1 protein-coding gene and 1 pseudogene (1 of these 2 cut by a window edge) are annotated in these 754 nt (G+C 56.2%); both read left to right on the plus strand.

All coding sequences use genetic code 11. The features are described 5' to 3' along the window. The coding region (locus HQL65_20150) for a DUF1640 domain-containing protein (protein ID MBF0138549.1) at positions 1 to 113 on the plus strand (113 nt) is incomplete at its 5' end. A gap of 61 nt (positions 114 to 174) precedes the next feature. After that, a pseudogene (locus HQL65_20155) lies at positions 175 to 754 on the plus strand (sigma-54-dependent Fis family transcriptional regulator) (it continues 860 nt past the right edge of the window).

A 754-nucleotide genomic window follows, 5' to 3' on the forward strand; every position in this document is an offset into this window, starting at 1 on the left:
AAATTCGTGGCGAGATTGCCGAAACCAAGGCTGACATCATCAAATGGGTGGCAGGCATCATGCTGGCGCAAACCGGTCTGCTTTTTACTTTACTCAAGTTGTTTCCGCATTGATCAATCGAGAAAATCCCAGGCGACGCCCGAAAAAATTGCATGATAGAACAAGGAGATTGAGGTGGGCAGACCCCTGAACATACTGATCGTGGACGACGAACCCGCCATTCGTCAGGTCCTGGTCTCGACCCTGAAAAAAGCCGAATATGCGGTGGTCTCGGCCAAGGATGGCTCGGAAGCCCTGCGCCTGTTGGAAAACGGGGATGTGGATGTGGCCATCTGCGACATCAACATGCCCGGTATCGACGGCATCGAAATGGTCCGGGAAGCCAAATCCCGGGAGATCGAGACCATCTTTCTGATGATGACCGCCTTCGCCTCGGTGGATACCGCCGTCAAGGCAATCAAGGCCGGTGCCTACGACTACATGACCAAGCCCCTGCGCAAGGAAGATGTGCTGCTCCGCCTGGAACATGTGGAAAACCTGATCGGCCTGCGGGACCAGAACCGCACCCTGCGCAACCTGGTCTCGGAAGATGAAAAAAAGCAGTGTCGTCTGGTCTCACCCGGCAATATGGGTGTGGACAAGATGATTCGCAAGGTGGCCCCCACCGACTCGACCGTCCTGATCACCGGCGAAAGCGGCACCGGCAAAGGGGTCGTCGCCCGCCAGATCCATATGCAAAGCCCCAGAAACCGCT

This window comes from Magnetococcales bacterium, from assembly GCA_015228935.1.
In the GTDB taxonomy this organism is placed as follows: Bacteria; Pseudomonadota; Magnetococcia; order Magnetococcales; family DC0425bin3; genus HA3dbin3.